General features: G+C 63.2%; 13 protein-coding genes. 8 read left to right on the top strand and 5 right to left on the bottom strand.

Annotated features, from left to right (window positions below; genetic code table 11):
• The first annotated feature begins 20 nt into the window (after positions 1–20).
• Positions 21–1,619, top strand: coding sequence for a polynucleotide adenylyltransferase PcnB (gene pcnB, locus PHF15_RS03685; protein ID WP_300119027.1), 1,599 nt, complete (start codon positions 21–23; stop codon positions 1,617–1,619).
• Positions 1,616–2,107, top strand: coding sequence for a 2-amino-4-hydroxy-6-hydroxymethyldihydropteridine diphosphokinase (folK, locus tag PHF15_RS03680; protein ID WP_300119026.1), 492 nt, complete (start codon positions 1,616–1,618; stop codon positions 2,105–2,107). The genes pcnB and folK overlap by 4 nt, the downstream gene beginning before the upstream one ends.
• Before the next feature lie 18 nt (positions 2,108–2,125).
• On the opposite strand, the gene PHF15_RS03675 is transcribed toward folK, so the two are convergent.
• Genes PHF15_RS03675 through PHF15_RS03665 form a run of 3 tightly spaced genes read right to left on the bottom strand, consistent with a single transcriptional unit; the run spans position 2,126 to position 6,181 of the window.
• Positions 2,126–2,581, bottom strand: coding sequence for a RidA family protein (locus tag PHF15_RS03675; RefSeq protein WP_300119025.1), 456 nt, complete (start codon positions 2,579–2,581; stop codon positions 2,126–2,128).
• A 19-nt stretch (positions 2,582–2,600) separates the two neighbouring features.
• A complete protein-coding gene (locus PHF15_RS03670; protein WP_300119024.1) occupies positions 2,601–3,587 on the bottom strand; it encodes a transglutaminase family protein in 987 nt (328 codons plus the stop codon).
• Positions 3,584–6,181, bottom strand: a complete 2,598-nt coding sequence (locus PHF15_RS03665; RefSeq protein ID WP_300119099.1) for a circularly permuted type 2 ATP-grasp protein — start codon at positions 6,179–6,181, stop codon at positions 3,584–3,586. Before PHF15_RS03665 ends, PHF15_RS03670 begins: the two co-directional genes overlap by 4 nt.
• Before the next feature lie 172 nt (positions 6,182–6,353).
• Between PHF15_RS03665 and PHF15_RS03660 the strand changes: the two genes are divergently transcribed.
• From PHF15_RS03660 to PHF15_RS03635, 6 genes are all read left to right on the top strand, one after another.
• A complete protein-coding gene (locus PHF15_RS03660; RefSeq protein WP_300119023.1) occupies positions 6,354–7,082 on the top strand; it encodes a ProQ/FINO family protein in 729 nt (242 codons plus the stop codon).
• A 151-nt stretch (positions 7,083–7,233) separates the two neighbouring features.
• The gene (locus PHF15_RS03655; RefSeq protein ID WP_300119022.1) at positions 7,234–9,333 is read left to right on the top strand and encodes a 3-hydroxyacyl-CoA dehydrogenase NAD-binding domain-containing protein; all 2,100 of its coding nucleotides are present in this window, start codon (positions 7,234–7,236) and stop codon (positions 9,331–9,333) included.
• Positions 9,334–9,357: 24 nt separating this feature from the next.
• A complete protein-coding gene (locus tag PHF15_RS03650) occupies positions 9,358–10,536 on the top strand; it encodes an acetyl-CoA C-acyltransferase (RefSeq protein WP_300119021.1) in 1,179 nt (392 codons plus the stop codon).
• Between the two features lie 50 nt (positions 10,537–10,586).
• On the top strand, positions 10,587–10,886 hold the full coding sequence (locus tag PHF15_RS03645; protein WP_300119020.1) for a BrnT family toxin: 300 nt from the start codon (positions 10,587–10,589) through the stop codon (positions 10,884–10,886).
• Complete coding sequence (locus tag PHF15_RS03640) at positions 10,870–11,136, top strand: BrnA antitoxin family protein (protein WP_300119019.1); 267 nt, start codon at positions 10,870–10,872, stop codon at positions 11,134–11,136. Before PHF15_RS03645 ends, PHF15_RS03640 begins: the two co-directional genes overlap by 17 nt.
• Before the next feature lie 10 nt (positions 11,137–11,146).
• The gene (locus PHF15_RS03635) at positions 11,147–14,470 is read left to right on the top strand and encodes a DNA methyltransferase (protein WP_300119017.1); all 3,324 of its coding nucleotides are present in this window, start codon (positions 11,147–11,149) and stop codon (positions 14,468–14,470) included.
• On the opposite strand, the gene mog is transcribed toward PHF15_RS03635, so the two are convergent.
• Both mog and yjgA read right to left on the bottom strand, forming a co-directional pair.
• Positions 14,460–15,074 (bottom strand): molybdopterin adenylyltransferase, encoded by a 615-nt coding sequence (mog, locus tag PHF15_RS03630; RefSeq protein WP_300119015.1) that lies wholly within the window; start codon positions 15,072–15,074, stop codon positions 14,460–14,462. The two genes, PHF15_RS03635 and mog, sit on opposite strands and share 11 nt — an antisense overlap.
• Positions 15,071–15,724 (bottom strand): ribosome biogenesis factor YjgA, encoded by a 654-nt coding sequence (gene yjgA / locus PHF15_RS03625; protein WP_300119013.1) that lies wholly within the window; start codon positions 15,722–15,724, stop codon positions 15,071–15,073. The genes mog and yjgA overlap by 4 nt, the downstream gene beginning before the upstream one ends.
• Positions 15,725–15,804 lie beyond the last annotated feature (80 nt).

Raw genomic sequence — 15,804 nt, 5'->3', positions numbered from 1 at the left:
AGTTAAAAACACCAACAACAATGATTAAAAAATTCATCAACAGGCTCCTGGGCAAATCGGCACCGGAGATCAAAAACCCGTTCGGCAAGCGTGCAGAAATTGGCCCGCAAGAGCACGGCATCAACCCCAAACTCGTCGATGAGCGCGCGCTCAACGTGGTGCGCACGCTCAAAAATGCGGGCTTCGAGGCCTACATCGTCGGGGGCGCCGTGCGCGACCTGATGCTGGGCCTGGCGCCCAAAGACTTCGACGTCGCTACCGATGCCACGCCCGAGCAGGTCAAGGGCCTGTTCAGGCGCGCGTTCATCATCGGCCGGCGCTTTCGCATCGTGCATGTGGTCTATGGCCGTGGTCGTGAACATGAGGTGATCGAGGTCTCGACCTTTCGCGCCTATCTGGACAATGTGGCCGCAGAGCAGGTGGCGGGCAACGAGAAAACCAGCAAGAGCGAGCTGGCTGGCATGAAACACGCGGTGGACAGCACCGGGCGGGTGCTGCGCGACAACGTCTGGGGCCCGCAGGAAGAAGACGCGGTGCGCCGTGACTTCACCATCAACGCCATGTACTACGACCCCGAGACGCAGATTGTGGTGGACTACCACAACGGCATCAAGGACTCCAAGAACCGCGTCATCCGCATGATTGGCGACGCCGCGGCGCGCTACCGCGAAGACCCGGTGCGCATCATCCGCGCCATCCGTTTTGCCGCCAAGCTTAATGGCCTTGGCTTCAAACTGGAGCCCAAAACTGCGACACCGCTGGTCAAGTCCAGGGCGCTACTGGCCGAGGTGCCCCAAAGCCGTCTGTTTGATGAGATGCTCAAGCTGCTGCAAACCGGCCACGCGCTGGCTTCCATCGAGCAGCTCAAGGTGCTGGGCATGGCGCACGGCATTTACCCGCTGCTCGACGTGGTGGTGGAACGCGCCGAGACACCGTTTGTCAAATCTGCATTACTTGACACAGATCGCCGCGTCGGCGAGGGCAAGCCGGTGGCACCGAGCTTTTTGCTGGCCTGCGTGTTGTGGGCCGAAGTGCGCGACGGCTGGGCAGCGCGTATCAAGGCGCAGCAGCATTCGCACCCGGCCTTGCAGGATGCCATCGAGGACGTGTTCAGCGCGCGCATCGGCGACGTCTCCGGGCGCGGCAAGCTGGCCGGCGACATGCGTGAAATCTGGCTGATGCAACCGCGCTTCGAAAAACGCGTGGGCAGCGCACCGTTTGGCCTGGTCGAGCAGCCGCGCTTTCGGGCGGCCTTTGACTTCATGCGCCTGCGCGCTGAAAACGGTGAACTCGACATGGTGCTGTCGGACTGGTGGGAGGCTTTCAGCATGGCCAACGACGACCTGCGCAACGACATGGTCGATGAAGTCAAACTGGAACAGCAGCAGCGCGCCCGGCCGGCACGGGCGCCGCGCGCACCGCGCGTGCACCCGGTGCCGAGTCGTGCCGCAGATGACGTGCATCCTGTGGCCACGGACGCAGCCGCAGCCGAGCGGCCAGAACTGCCTGCTGACGCGCTTTCAGGCGATGATGCTCAAGCGCCCAAAAAGCGTCGCCGTCGCCGCCGCCCGACGGGTCGCGGCGCGGGTGATGCAGCGGCGCAAGAACCACAGGATTGAACACGGTCGTGGCCAACCCGGAACGGCCAGAGGTACTGGCCTACGTCGCGCTGGGGGCCAATCTGGGCGCTGCGCAGGCAACGGTGCTGGCGGCCATGCAGAGCGTCGCCGCCTTGCCGCAGACGCGATTCATCGCCTCGTCAAGCCTGTACCGCACAGCGCCGCTCGATGCCGCAGGGCCTGATTTCATCAATGCCGTGGTAGCGGTATCAACCCGCTTGAGCGCACCCGAACTGCTGTTGCATTTGCAGCGACTTGAAATCGGGGCAGGGCGCGAGCGGCCCTATCGCAACGCGCCGCGCACGCTCGACCTCGACATCCTGCTCTATGGCGATGCCAGCATCACCAGCCCCACGCTGCAGGTGCCGCACCCGCGCATGTGGCAGCGGGCTTTTGTGCTGGTGCCGCTGGCTGAAATAGCGCCCGCTAAAGTAAGCAGCCCGCAATTGCAGGCGGTGGCATCCCAGGAAATTGAACGCCTGGTTTGACAGGCGCAGCAACCCGGCTCAGTCCACCTCGGCAATCAGCTCGATTTCAACGCAAGCCCCCAGCGGGATTTGCGCCACGCCAAAGGCGCTGCGGGCATGCGCGCCTTTGGCGCCGAAGACTTCGCCGATCAGCTCGCTGGCGCCGTTGGTCACCAGATGCTGTTCGGTGAAGTCGCCCGTGGAGTTGACCAGCGACATCAGCTTGACGATCCGCTTGACGCGATTCAGGTCGCCCACCGCCGCGTGCAGCGTGCCCATCAGGTCGATGGCGGCGGCGCGGGCGGCGGCCTTGCCTTCTTCGGCGCTCATGGTCTTGCCGAATTGGCCGACCCAGACCTTGCCGTCTTTCTTGGCCAGGTGACCGCTCAAAAAGACCAGCTTGCCGCTTTGGACAAAAGGCACGTAGGCGGCAGCGGGGGCGGCCACCGGGGGCAGGGTGATGCCGAGTTGGGCGAGTTTGGCGTAGATGCTCATGGCGATGGTTCCTGTGTTGTCACGGTTTGTTGAAGCTTGAATTCTGACTTTGACTTTGTGTCTGGCCAAAGCCCTGGCTTTGACTCTGCGTTTGGCGCGGCAAAACCAGGGGCTCGGCCACGGTCTCCACGGTCACTCCGACCTTGAGCGTGTGGCTGGCGCCGCCGTGGATCACGCCGCGGATCGGCGACACGTCGGAAAAGTCGCGGCCCACGGCCAGCGTCACATAGTCTTCACCGGGCGACGGCCAGCCGGCGCGGTCGTTGGTGGGGTCCAGATCGACCCATTGCTCGCCTTCGGGCAAATCGGGCAGGTACACCGCAGCCCAGGCGTGCGAGGCGTCGCTGCCCCTGAGCTTGATGGTGCCGGGCGCGGGCTGGGTCAGCAGATAGCCGCTGACATAGCGCGCCGGCAAGCCCATGCTGCGCAGGCAGGCAATCAGGATGTGGGCAAAGTCCTGGCACACGCCCTTGCGCTGCGCCAGCGCCTCCAGCGCCGGGGTGTTGACCTGGGTGCTCTGGCTCTCGTAGGTGAAGTCGCGGTAAATGCGGTGCATCAGGTCGAGCGCCGCAGTCAGCAGACTTGCCCCGGCGCTGAAGCTGGGACGGGCATAGACGGCAAACTCGCCTTGGCGCGGCGCCATGGGCGAGGCAAAAACAAACTCGTTGGCCGCGTCGAAGCTGGCACTGGCCTGGTAGCGAAAGCGCTCGCGCACCGTCTCCCAGGCGACGTTGCTGGCGGGCAGGCGCACCGCCTGCGTGAGCACCTGGCTGGTGGCCAGCACCTGAAGCTGGTTGTGCGGCACTTGCAGCGAAAAGAAACTGCGCGTGTTGCCAAAAACGTCCTGCGTGCTGCTGATTTGCGCCGGCCCAGGCGCCACCTGCAGGCTGTGGCTGAGCAGGGTCTGGCTGGCGCCGTGCAAGGGTGTCAGGTAGGCCATGTGCTGGGCGGTTTCGACCGCGGGCAGGTAGTCGTAAACCGTTTCGTGGGTGATCTGCAACCTCACGATGTCCCCAGGCTTTGGTTGGCCAGGCCGGCGTGGGTGAAGTAGGTGGTGCTGATGTCATCGGACACCAGAAAGCTGGCGTCAATGCACTGGCTCAGCACATCCTTGAGCAGTTCGTAGCGCGGTGACGCCTCGCCCGCGGCATGCGCGCTGCCCGGCGCTGGCGCTGGCGTGACCAGATCAGGCGCGTTGTCGCACAACTGCGCCAGTCCCCAGGCGCCTGGATTGGGAACCTTGAATGACAGGGCGCTGAGCTGGTTGGGCTCGCTGCCCGCCAGTCGGGCCAGGCGCCCGCGCAGCGTGTGCGCGATCCAGGAAATCGAGCGCGGGTTGTCGCGGTCGATCACCAGCAGGTCCACCAACGCCGCGATGTCGCGGCTTTGCTGGAATTGGGCGTGGAAGGTGATGGCGCTGTCGAACAGCTCAACCATGGCGTCGAAGCCGCCGTCGGTGTTCAGGCTGCCGGTGTTGAGGCCGCGCAGCAGGGCCGACGACAAAAACCCGAGCCGCTCGATGTGGCGCCCGATGCTGAGCAGGCGCCAGCCGTCGTCGCGCGTCATGCGGTCGGTTTGGGCGCCAGTGATGGCGGCCATGTGGTCGCTGGTGTCCTTGAGGATCTGCAGGGCTTGCAGCGCAGAAAAATCAGCGCGCTGGCGTTGGGCCGCGCAGCGCTCGAACAGCTCTTCTTCGCAGCGGATGATGATGCGCCAGTGTTCTTGCGACAAGCGCTCGCGCACGCTGGAGCCCACCATCTTGAGGGCGCGCAGGTAGTAGCCCACGCTGGTGGCGCCGCTGGTGCTGCCCAGGCTGTCGATCAGGCTGCGCTCGAACACGCGCGGCGCCTGCAGGGCAGACGGCACGCCAGGCAGTACCAGGGTGTTGGCCACGGCCATCTGGCTGAGCCAGGTCAGCAGGGGCGCGGTGGATTGCTCTTCGCCGTGCAGGCACTCCAGCGTCAGGCGCGCCAGCCGGATGGCGTTTTCGGCGCGCTCGGTGTAGCGGCCCAGCCAAAACAGGTTTTCCGCCGCGCGGCTGGTGATCAGGCGCTTGCGCTGCATCAGCGACTCGGGCGTCATGTGCGGCGCCAGCAGGGTGCTGTGATCGATTTCGCCACGGGTCAGCGCCCAGACGTCGGCGCTGCTGCCGCCGCGCTGCATCGAGGTGATCTCCTGGCCGGCACTGGCCACGCGCGCCAGACCGCCGGGCAACACGCGCCAGCCCCGGGTGCCGTCGGACACCACGAACACCCGCAGCATGACCGAGCGCGCCAGCAGCTTGCCCGCTTCGCCCGGGCTCACGGCGCCCGAGGTTTGCCAGGTGGGCATTTGCGACAGCGGGGTATAGCCCTGCAAGGTGTGTTCCTCGGCTTGCCGCACGATGCGCCCGGCCCATTCGTCCAGTGCTCGGGCGCCCAGCTTGCCGCCCAGCACAGGCTCGAACGTGCCATGGTCGAGCGAGCCGGGGTAAGTCGGTTTGATGGCGCAGTCAGCCAGCCGCGGCAGCGCTTCTTCCATGGCGCTGCGCTCGCCACACCACCAGGTGGGCAGGGCCGGCAGACTGAGCCGTTCATCCAGCAAATGGCGCGACAGGGCCGGCAAAAAACCGAGCAGCGCCGGCGACTCCAGAAACGCCGAGCCCGGCGCGTTGGCCACCAGCACGTTGCCAGCCCGAATCGCCTGCAGCAGGCCCGGCACGCCCAGCGTGGAGTCGGCGCGCAACTCCAGCGGGTCGAGGTACTGGTCGTCCACGCGCTTGAGCAGGCCATGCACCGGCACCAGGCCCTTGAGCGTTTTCAGGAACAGGCATTCGTCGCGCACCAGCAGGTCACTGCCTTCGACCAGGGTCAGGCCCAGATAGCGCGCCAGATAGGCGTGCTCGAAATAGGTTTCGTTGTAGGGGCCGGGGGTGAGCAGCGCCAGGTGCGCATCAGACCCGGCGGGGCTCATGGCCTTGAGGCTGTCCATCAGGGCGCGGTAGGTGCTGGCCAGGCGCTGCACGCGCAGGCTTTGGAAGGCTTGCGGAAATTGCCCCGAGATCGCCAGCCGGTTTTCCAGCAGATAACCCAGGCCCGAGGGCGCCTGGCTGCGCTGGGCTTCGACCCACCAATTGCCATCGGGTCCGCGCGCCAAGTCGAAGGCGGCAATGTGCAGATAGCGCCCGCCCACCGGCTCGACCCCGTGCATGGCGCGCAGGTAGCCGGGGTGGGCGTGCACCAGTGCCGGCGGCAAAAAGCCGTCGTGCAACAAGGTCTGCGGCCCATAGACGTCGGCCATCACGCGCTCCAGCAGGCGCATGCGCTGCAGCACGCCGGCCTCGATGCGCTGCCAGCTTTGCGGGTCCACCAGCAACGGGAACAGGTCCAGCGACCAGGGGCGCTGCGGCCCGTTTTCGTCGGCATAGACGTTGTAGGTGATGCCGTTGTCGCGCACCTGGCGCGCCAGATTGGTGGCGCGCTGGTCCATGTCCGGCGCCGTGTCGTTTTTCAGCGTCGAGAAAAATTGCTGCCAGAGGTCCGTGACCCTGGCGCCGCCCGCATCGGCCTCAGGCTCGCCGGGGGCGGTGGCCGGGATGCCGGGCGAGACGGCAGCACGCATCTCATCGAAGTGCCCGGGCGCCGCCTGCACAGCTTGCGCCAGCGCTGCCACGCCGGGTGTCGGGGCACCGGACGCACTGGTTTGCGCTTGCTGGGATGGGTTCATAGCTCCGAGTATGCCAGCGATGCGCGCTTTGGTTGACAATCGCCCGTTCTTCAATTTGATTCATGCCATGACCGAAACACTTCAAGATCAAGCCGAGCCAGTGATCACGACAACCGAGGTTGCGCCGCTGCCAGCCGTGCCCGAAAGCGCACAGCAGCCGGACAGCTTTGCCGAACCGGTGGCCGAGCCCGTCGCACCGGTCACCCCGGCCAAGTCCAAAAATCGCTTCGACGCGGTGCAGCCCGTGCTGGAAAAACTGTTTGAGCTCCACCCGCAGCTGTTCGGCGAGCGTTTTCTGCCGCTCAAGCTGGGCATTTTTCAGGAACTGCTGGCGGCCCACCCGGAGGTTTTCAAGCGCGACACGCTGAAAGCAGCCCTGGGTGTGCACACCCGCTCCAGCCGCTATTTGCAGAGTGTGGCAGCGGGCCAAAAGCGCCATGACCTGCAGGGCAATCCGGTCGAGGACGTGGCCCCTGAACACGTGTTTCTGTCGATCGTTGAACTGTACCAACGCCGCCAGGCCCGCAGCCCGGAGGACTTGCTGCCCAAGCTGCGCGCACAACTGATCAACGCCTTCGAAAAATCGGGACTGACCCGGCAGGACTACCTGGCGCGCATCGGCACCCCGGCCGAGCCCATTCAGGCGCTGCTGGACGATGCGCTGGCCGAGGTGGAGCAGCAGCGCGCCCGCCGCGCCGCATTGCAAAAGGCTTTTGAAACCAGCGGCCAGAGCGTCGAAGCCTTTGCCGACGCGCTGGGCATGCGCGTCAGGGACGTGCAAACGGCGCTCAAATAACGCGGCCCGCGCGCCCGTTGCATGCGACGGGAACGAACTCGACCACCCGCGCCCACGGCTTGCCATGGCGGGCTTGACCCCGAGCCCGGCAAATTCGATTTCTCTACAATGAATAGAACGATCGTTCTATTATTTTGCAAAGGAAGCGCTCATGACTGCTGACTACTCGGTGCAGGGCAGGGTTGCCGTGATTGCCCTGAACAACCCGCCCGTCAATGGCCTGGGCCTGGCCACCCGCCAGGCGCTGTGCGACGGGCTGAATCGCGCCCACGCCGATGCGGCGGTTCATGCCATCGTCATCACCGGCGCCGGCAAGGCCTTCTCGGGTGGTGCCGACATCAAGGAATTCGGTTCGCCCACAGCGTTCCAGGAACCCAATTTGCTCAGCGTGATTCTGCTGCTGGAGGCCGCCACCAAGCCCGTTGTGGCCGCCATTCACAGCGTGTGTATGGGCGGTGGGCTGGAACTGGCGCTGGGCTGCCATTACCGCATCGCGGCACCGGGCTGCAGCGTGGCGTTGCCAGAGGTCAAACTGGGCCTGCTGCCGGGTGCCGGTGGCACGCAGCGCCTGCCGCGCGCGCTGGGTGTGGAACCCGCGCTGAACATGATCGTGAGCGGTGAGCCGGTCAAAAGCGAGTTGTTGGTCGCACTGCCGGGGCAAAAGCTGTTCGACAAACTGGCGGCCTCCAATGAGTCGCTGCTGCCCGAAGCTCTGGCCCTGGCGGCCGGGGTGGCCGACCTGCGCCCCTTGCCGCTGGTGCGCCAACTGCCGTGCAAGCACCCGCAGGGAGACGGCTATTTTCAGTTTGCCCGCAACATGGTGGGCGGCATGGCCAAAAACCTGCCGGCGCCGCTCAAATGCGTCGATGCGGTCGAAGCCGCCACCCGGCGCAGTTTTGAAGACGGCATGCGCTTTGAGCGTGACACCTTCATCCATCTGATGTGGACGCCAGAGAGCCGGGCGCTGCGGCACATCTTCATGGCCGAGCGCGCCAGTGCCAAAATCCCGGATGTTCCGGCGGATACACCGCAACGCGCGATCAACTCGGTCGCCATCGTCGGCGCCGGCACCATGGGCGGCGGCATCGCCATGAATTTTCTCAACGCGGGTGTGCCAGTGACACTGCTGGAGATGAAGCAGGAGGCGCTGGACCGCGGTGTGGCCACCCTTCGCAAGCACTACGAGGCGCAGGTCAAAAAAGGCAAACTCAAGCCTGACAAGTTCGCGCAACGCATGGCGCTGCTGAGCACCACGCTGTGTTATGACGATCTGAAGGACGCCGATCTGATGATCGAGGCGGTGTTTGAGGAGTTGGGCGTGAAGGAGGCGGTTTTCAGGGAACTGGACCGCGTAGCAAAACCTGGCGCCATCCTGGCCAGCAACACCTCGACGCTTGACATCAACCAGATCGCCGCCTTTACACAACGCCCGCAGGACGTGCTCGGCCTGCATTTTTTCAGCCCGGCCCAGGTCATGAAGTTGCTGGAAGTGGTGCGCGGCGCCGGCACTGGCAAGGACGTGCTGGCCACGGTGATGGCGCTGGCCAAAAAGATCAAAAAAACCGCCGTGGTGTCGGGCGTTTGCGACGGCTTTATCGGCAACCGCATGATCGAGCAATACATCCGCCAGGCCGGCTTTTTGCTCGACGAGGGCTGCACCCCGGCGCAGGCGGACCAGGCGATGGAAAAATTCGGCTTTGCCATGGGGCCGTTTCGCATGAGCGATCTGGCCGGCAATGACATCGGCTGGGCCATTCGCAAGCGCCGCCACGCAGAAAAGTCGGCCATGCGCTACAGCCTGACCGCTGACCTGCTGTGCGAACAAGGGCGCTTTGGCCAGAAGACCGGGGCGGGCTGGTACGACTATGTGCCGGGCAAGCGCGATGCCATCCCCAGCGCGGAAGTGGTCGCCATGATCGAGGCGCACCGCGCCGGTCTGGGCATCACGCCGCGCCGGATTGCCGACGAGGAAATCGTGCAGCGCCTGGTCTTTGCGCTCATCAACGAGGGCGCGCACATTCTGGAAGAAGGCATCGCCAGCCGCGCCGGTGACATCGACATGGTCTATTTGATGGGTTATGGCTTTCCGGTTTGGCGCGGAGGCCCGATGCACTACGCCAACGAGGTCGGCCTGTTCAACGTGGTGCAGGCCATGCGCCGCTTTGCGCAAAATCCGCTCGACGATGCCCAGTTCTGGCAACCCGCGCCGCTGCTCGCCAGGCTGGCGTCGCAAGGCAAAACGTTTGCCTGATGCAAACCGATTCAAGGAATTCTCATGACATCTGCCGTCATCGTCTCCACCGCACGCACCCCTCTGGCCAAAAGCTGGAAGGGCTCCTTCAACATGACGCACGGCGCCACGCTGGGTGGCCACGCCGTGCAGCACGCCATCGCGCGGGCCGGCCTTGACGCCGCCGAGGTCGAAGACGTCATCATGGGCTGCGCCTTTCCGGAAGGCGCTGACGGCTCCAACATCGCCCGCCAGATCGCCTTGCGCGCCGGTTGCCCGGTGTCGGTGACGGGCATGACGGTGAACCGTTTTTGTTCCTCCGGCCTGCAGACCATTGCCTTGGCCGCACAGCGCATCATGTGCGGTGAGGGCGACATTTTTGTCGCCGGTGGCGTCGAGAGCATCTCGTGCGTGCAGCAGGAAATGAACACACACATGTTGCAGGACCCGTGGCTGGCCCGGCACAAGCCCGCCGTGTACATGAGCATGCTCGACACCGCCGAAATCGTGGCCAGGCGTTATGGCATTTCGCGGCAGGCGATGGACGAATTCGGCGCGGCCAGCCAGCAAAAAGCCGCCGCCGCGATGGCCGCCGGTTTGTTCGCGCAGGAGATTGCGCCGATCACCGTCACCATGGGCGTGGCGGACAAGGCGCTGGGCCTGATCACGCGCGAGGTCACTGTGAGCCAGGACGAAGGCATTCGCCCCGGCACCACCTATGACGCCATCAAGGACTTGCGCCCGGCCTTGCCCGGCGGCTTGGTGGCTGCCGGCAACGCCAGCCAGTTCTCGGACGGCGCCGGTGCCGTGGTGGTGATGGACGAGGTGGTGGCGCAGCGCAAGGGCCTGACGCCGCTAGGGCGCTTTTTGGGCTTTGCCGCAGCCGGTTGCGAACCCGACGAAATGGGCATCGGCCCGGTGTTTGCCATCCCCAAAGTGCTGGGCCGGCTTGGGCTCACGGTGGACGACATCGACCTGTGGGAACTCAACGAAGCCTTTGCCGTGCAGGTGATCTACTGCCGCGACCGGCTCGGCATCGACAACGCACGCCTCAACGTCAACGGCGGCGCCATTGCCGTGGGCCATCCCTACGGTGTCAGTGGCCAGCGTATGACGGCGCACGCGCTGATCGAAGGCAAACGCCGCGGTGCCAAACGGGTGGCCGTCACCATGTGCATCGGCGGCGGCATGGGCGCCTGCGGGGTGTTTGAAGTACTCGGCTGATGGCTTGACTGTGTATTTAAACTGGTTGTATATGATGATAATATTCAAATATGATTGATTTTGATGCAATAGTCGGCTTTGACTGGGACGAAGGCAACCGGCGCAAGAACGACAAGCATGGTGTCTCCATGAGTGAGGCTGAGCAGGTTTTTTTTCATCAGCCGTTGCTAATGCTTGCCGACGCAAATCATAGTCAGCTTGAACCGCGACTGCATGCTCTGGGTAAAACTGATTTGGGACGATTACTGCACCTTACTCTTACCTTGAGGCAAGCTGCCACCTTGATTCGGGTCATTTCAGCCAGAGACATGCACCGTAAAGAAAGAGCGATTTATGAACAAAAAACTTAAACCCCTGCCGCAATTTGCCAACGAATCTCAAGAGCAAGAGTTTTGGGAGGCGCATGACTCCGCCGAATTTGTCGATTGGACGACAGCCAAAAACGTCAGCCTGCCCAATCTCAAACCCACCACAAAAACCATCTCCTTGAGGTTACCGCAGCATTTGCTGGACGGCATCAAGACGGCGGCCAATTCCAGGGACGTGCCTTACCAGTCACTGATCAAGGTCTGGCTACAGGAAAAATTGCATACCCAATGAACGCGGTTTGATGAGCCCCCAAGACTTCATCGCCAACTGGGGCCCCGGTGGCCCGGCCTTTGAGCTCAACGAGCGCCAGGGCGCGCAGGCGCACTTCATGGATCTGTGCCAGTTGCTGGGTGTGCCCAAGCCAGGCAGCTCGGGCGACTACATTTTTGAGCAGGACACGCTGGTGCTGGGCGAGGCGCGGGGTTATGCCGACGTGTTCATGCGCAACCATTTCGCCTGGGAAAACAAGGCTCCCGGCAAGAGCCTGGACACCGCGCTCAAGCAGCTGCTCACCTACAGCCTGGCGCTTTCCAATCCGCCGCTGCTGGTGGTGTGCGACCGCCTCACCATTCGCATCCACACCCAGTTCAACGGCCACCCGTCCGAAGTCCACACCGTGTTGCTTGGCGAGCTGGACCAGCCCGCCAAGCAGGCGCTGCTGCGCCGCCTGTGGACCGACCCCGAGAGCTTTCGCCCCAAGAAAACCAGCCGCGACATCACCGAAGCCGCTGCCAGAAGTTTTGCCACGCTGGCCGATGGCCTGCGCAAGCGTGACAACGACCCCGACGAAGTTGCCCACTTCCTGACCCAGTGCCTGTTCTGTTTTTTTGCCGAAGACGTGGGCCTGCTGCCCGCGCGCATGTTCGAGGGCCTGGTCAACAACAAGCAGCTCACCGCCGACAAACTCACCCGGGGCCTGACCAACCTGTTCATTGCCATGTGCGACGGCGGCCTGTACGGCAACGACGACATTCCCTGGTTCAACGGCGGTCTGTTCAAAAAAGTCAAGGTGCCCGCCTTGAGCATCATGGAAGTGACCGAACTGCGCAATGCCGCCGCGCTGAACTGGTCGGCCATCGATGTGTCGATCTTCGGCACGCTGTTCGAGCGCGGCCTGGACCCCGCCAAACGCAGCCAGCTCGGCGCCCATTACACCGACCCGGCCACCATTTTGCGCATCATCGAGCCCGTGCTGAGCCGTCCGTTACTTCAAAAATGGGAACTGGTGGCGCAGGACATCCGGGCGCTGCTGAGCAAGAGCAAAAAGAAGGGCGACAAGCACTATCAAGGCGGCAAAGCCAGGTTCGTCTTGTGGCTGGAAGACCTCAGGAACTACCGCGTGCTGGATCCGGCGTGTGGCAGTGGCAACTTTTTGTTCATGGGCCTCAAGGCGCTCAAGGACATCGAGCACAAAAGCCATTTGGATGCCGCCATGTGCGGGCTCGACCGCGAGGCCGATCTGGTCACCGGCCCGCACAATGTGCTGGGCATCGAGCTCAACGAATACGCCGCCGAACTGGCCCGCGTCACGGTCTGGATTGGCGAACTGCAGTGGCGCATGGCGCACGGCTACGAGTTCAAGACCAACCCGGTGCTGGAGCCGCTGGACCACATCGAGTGCCGCGATGCGCTGCTTACTTTTCCCGTTGAATTGGGGTCGGATCCCGATTTCGCGAAGAGAAACTCGGGCTCTGACCCCAATTCAACAGCGACCGTTGAAACGCTCTGCCCTGAACCCGGGCCGCGGGCAGGGCAGACGCCGGGGGCTCATACGCTTCGCTTTTTAAAATCGCCCCCGACATCCGCCCCACCCACGCCCCTGGACGTCGGATCGCCCGTTGATGTGGAAGAACCAGGTGCAGCAGAAGTGGGGTCGGATCCCGATTTTGCGCAGCAAAACTCGGGCTCTGACCCCGGTTCTGCGGGCGTTCGGGAAGCCATCTGGCCCAAAGCCAATGTGGTGATCGGCAACCCGCCGTTTTTGGGTGGCAGCAAGAAGCGCCGGGAATTGGGTGACGATTACTTCAAGGCGCTCGACACCGTGTTTTCGGGTCGTGTGCCGGGTGGCGCTGATCTGGTGTGTTACTGGTTCGACAAGGCGAGGATAGCGATTGAAAGCGATGGGCTGGAGGCTGCCGGACTGGTCGCAACGCAGTCAATACGTGCTGGTTCGAACCGCGCCGTGCTGACGGCCATTTGCGCGACTGCCAAAATAGTGGATGCCTGGAGCGATGAGTCCTGGGTCAACGAGGGTGCTGCAGTACGCGTGTCGCTGATCTGTTTTGCTGCTGCCGTTCCTGAAAAATCGGGTTGTCAGAATGTCATGTTGAACGGGCAAACTGTTGCCGCTATCCACGCTGACCTGACGGGTGGTAACGGTTTGAATTTAACGGAAGCGCATCCGCTGCCCGCAAACGGTGCAGCAGCCTTCAAAGGAGCCGAAAAATCTGGTCCTTTTGAGATTGACGGCGCTTTGGCTAGGCAATGGTTGAGTTTGCCCAACCCACACGGCCGGTCAAATGCTGAGGTGTTATTGCCTTGGCGCAATGGATCAGACATGTCAGACAGGCCAAAAGACCATTGGGTTATTGACTATGGCGTTAGTACGGCACTGGTTGATGCGGCCTTGTATCAAGAGCCATTCAGCTATGTCACTTTGCATGTAAAACCTGAGCGCGAATTGAACAATGATCGTGGTCGCAGAGAAAATTGGTGGCGATTTGGTCGCAATGGCGCGGATATGCGACAAGGCGTTAAAGGTCTTATTCGGTATGTGGTGACACCGCGAGTTGCAAAGTACCGATATTTTTCCTGGTTGCCAGTATCGGTTTCACCAGATTCAAGGTTACTCATTGTTGCCCGAGCAGACGACACGACTTTCGGCATCCTGAGTTCACGCACTCACGAAGCCTGGTCACTGGCGCAAGCGTCCATGCACGGTGTGGGCAACGACCCAACCTACAACGCCAAATCCTGCTTCGAAACCTTCCCCTTCCCCGCAGGCCTCACGCCCGCCGACACTGCCCACCAGCAAACCGAGTTACTGGAAACCGGTGCCCTGATCCCCGCGCAGTTGCAAGAACAACCGTTAAAGGCGGGGGTGGCTCGGATGTCGGGGGCGATTTTAAAAAGCGAAGCGTATGAGCCCCCGGCGTCCGAGCCAGCCCTGCCGGGTCAAGGCGCACAAAACTTGCGTCAAGCGGCCATCCAAATCGCCAACGCCGCCAAGAAACTCAACGATCTTAGGGAGCACTGGCTGAACCCGCCCGAGTGGACGCACAAGGTGCCCGAAGTCACACCGCTGGGGCTGGACAAGTCGCCTTACCCCGACCGCATCGAGCCCAAGCCCGGCATCACCGAGGCTGACCTCAAGGCCCTGCAAAAACGCACGCTCACCAATCTCTACAACGCCAGACCAGCCTGGCTCAGCATGGCGCACCAGCAACTTGATCAGGCCGTGGCCGCTGCTTACGGCTGGACAGACTACACGCCAGCCATGCCCGACGACGAAATCCTCAAGCGCCTGCTGGCGCTGAACCTGGCCCGATCAGACGCTATGGTGTAGTGGGAAAACTCCGGACCGCAGTTTTGGGGCGCCAGGCCTTGCACACCGCTTCATCGGCTTCCAGGTACGGCCCGCCGATCAGGTCGATGCAATAGGGCACGGCGGCAAAGATGCCGGGCACCACTGATTTGCCGTCAGCGTCGCGCAGGCCTTCCAGCGTTTCGGCGATCGACTTGGGCTGGCCCGGCAGGTTGATGATGAGGGTCTGGTTGCGGATCACCGCCACCTGGCGCGACAGAATCGCGGTGGGCACAAAGTTCAGGCTGATCTGGCGCATCTGCTCGCCAAAGCCAGGCATTTCCTTGTGCGCCACGGCCAGTGTGGCTTCAGGGGTGACGTCGCGCAGCGCCGGGCCGGTGCCGCCGGTGGTGAGCACCAGGGCGCAGCCGGCGTCCACCAGCTCGATCAGCGCTGCTTGAATAGCGGCCTGCTCGTCAGGGATCAGGCGCGGTTCGAACTGCAGCGGGTTCTTTAAAGCGCGGCTGAGCCAGTCTTGCAGCGCGGGCAGGCCTTTGTCAACGTAGATGCCGGCTGAGGCGCGGTCGCTGACCGAAACGATGCCGATTTTGACGGGTGGGTAGGGGTTGGCAACAGCGGTACTCATGAGGCTTCTCTGGCGGGGCTGAAAGGCGTGTCGGTGTGGTCGTGCGGCGGAATGGCGCCGAGCTGCTCGCGCACCAGTTGAAATATTTCGCGATAGGCGCGGCCATGGCGCGGCAGGGCGCCGGGTTTGGCTGGCTTGGCGTCCTTGCGCGCCTGGCGAATCAGCGCGCGCAGCTGCTGGTTGTCGCAGCCGGGGTTCTGGGTGATCCATTGGGCGGCGGCATCGTCGTCGGCAATCAGGCGGTCGCGCCAGATCTCGGCCTGGTGCAGCGTCAGGTTGTCGGCGGCCGAGCCGGTGGCTTCGTCATGGAGCGCCTTTTTGACGGCTTCGAGCACCTCGGGTTCGAGCTTGCGCATGAGTTTGCCGATGAACTGCATCTGGCGCCGCTTGCCCTCGAAGTTGGTGATGCGTTTGGCTTCTTCAATTGCATCCTTGAACTTGTCGGACAGGTCCAGCCTGGCCAGCGTATCGGCGCGCAGTTCCAGCAAATCGGCGCCCAGCTTTTGCAGCTCGGTGCTCTCGCGTTTGAGGTCGGTGCGGCTTTGGTCGTCGGTGCCCTTGAGCTCGGCCTTGAGCTCCAGGTCGCGCTCGCTGCCCTCGGCGACGAACTCGCCACGCACGAAATAGCCTTTTTTGAGTTTTCTTGACATAGACAAGTATCATAGCCGCGCTATGAACACATCCAACACCCCCAGGCGCGCTTCCAAGTCGAGCCGCGCCGCCGCTACCC

The organism is Rhodoferax sp., from assembly GCF_028689295.1.
Lineage (GTDB): Bacteria > Pseudomonadota > Gammaproteobacteria > Burkholderiales > Burkholderiaceae_C > Rhodoferax.
This window is presented reverse-complemented; position numbering and strand designations above follow the sequence as displayed.